A 1,206-nucleotide genomic window follows, 5' to 3' on the forward strand; every position below is an offset into this window, starting at 1 on the left:
GCTTACGCTTTCGCGCCATCACCGGCGACCCGCGCCGTTTCGGACGCGTGTATGTCGCAACTGACGGACGTGGGATCGTCTATGGCGACCCGCGAGGCGTGTGACCGCGATAGAGCCGGATCCCTGCTAACCGGTTCTGTCAGACCAACGAGGCGTTCGCTACCGTGGCTCAATGAGCCGCAAATCGAGAGCCCAGCCCCCCCAGCCCGTTCCGCCGCTTCAACTCGTCACCCGAGGTGATCCGGCTGGTCGTGATGATGTATGTGCGGTTCCCGCTATCGCTTCGAAAGGCTCTGTCAGATTAACGAGGCGTTCGCTACCGAGGTGCAATGAGCCGCAAATCGAGAGCCCTGCCCCCTAGCCCGTTCCGCCGCTTCAACTCGTCACCCGAGGTGATCGACAGAGCCGCGGATGACGGTCAGCAGATTGTTGAAATCGTGCGCGACGCCCCCGGTAAGCTGTCCGATCGCTTCCAGCTTTTGCGACTGGCGAAGCGACTCCTCGGCCTTCATGAGCTCGCCGGATCGCTCGATGATGCGCGCTTCCAGCGTGCGATTGAGGTCGCGGAGTTGCGCTTCTGCCGTCACCTGCCCCGTTGTCTCCGTACAGACACAGAACATTCCAATTATCTCGCCGTCGTCGTTTCGTGCCGGCAAATAGGAGAACGTGAAGCTGGTGTCCTCGTCATAACCACGCCGGTTCATACGGAGCGGCAGGTTCTCGATCCAAGTGGCCTCACCGGCCATCGCTGTATCAACTAGCGGCGAGATGTCTGCCCAGATTTCGAACCAGACTTCCTGAAAAGGCGCACCAAGCGCTGCGGGGTGTTTCGCGCCCAGGATTTCGGCATAGGCATCGTTGTAGATCATGCGTAGGCCGTCACCCCATGCCAGGAACATGGGAAAGCGGGAGCCGAGCATCAGCGATACGATCGCCTTTAGCGACGATGGCCAGCTGGCGTAGCCACCGAGAGGCGATGACGCCCATTCATACGACCGCATCAGGTTGGCGGTTTCGCTGTTGCCGGCGAATGTGTCGGAGCCAGAATCGGCTTTGTTGCTCTCTGATGTCACCGCCGCGCCTTGCTCTGGATGCGCCGGTGACAAAGCAGGCCATCGGAACGCCGGCGCGGTGCTGAGCGTGGCGGAGTAAAATCCAGCCGTTGGTAAGGCTGCTTCTTTTAGGAGCGGCCGGGGATGTTTGGCG

General features: G+C 60.9%; 1 protein-coding gene and 1 pseudogene. One reads left to right on the forward strand and one right to left on the reverse strand.

Annotation, left to right across the window (positions count from 1 at the left end):
- Positions 1-203: 203 nt before the first annotated feature.
- Positions 204-287 (forward strand): annotated as a pseudogene (locus tag ACP7C5_RS19130) (IS6 family transposase); the annotation flags it as partial.
- 96 nt (positions 288-383) lie between these two features.
- Here the strand turns inward: ACP7C5_RS19130 and ACP7C5_RS19135 are convergent.
- Positions 384-1,206: PAS domain-containing protein (locus tag ACP7C5_RS19135; RefSeq protein ID WP_426265506.1), on the reverse strand; the 823-nt coding region annotated here is incomplete at its 5' end.

This window comes from Sphingomonas sp. PWP1-2, assembly GCF_049898305.1.
Lineage (GTDB): Bacteria > Pseudomonadota > Alphaproteobacteria > Sphingomonadales > Sphingomonadaceae > Sphingomonas > Sphingomonas glacialis.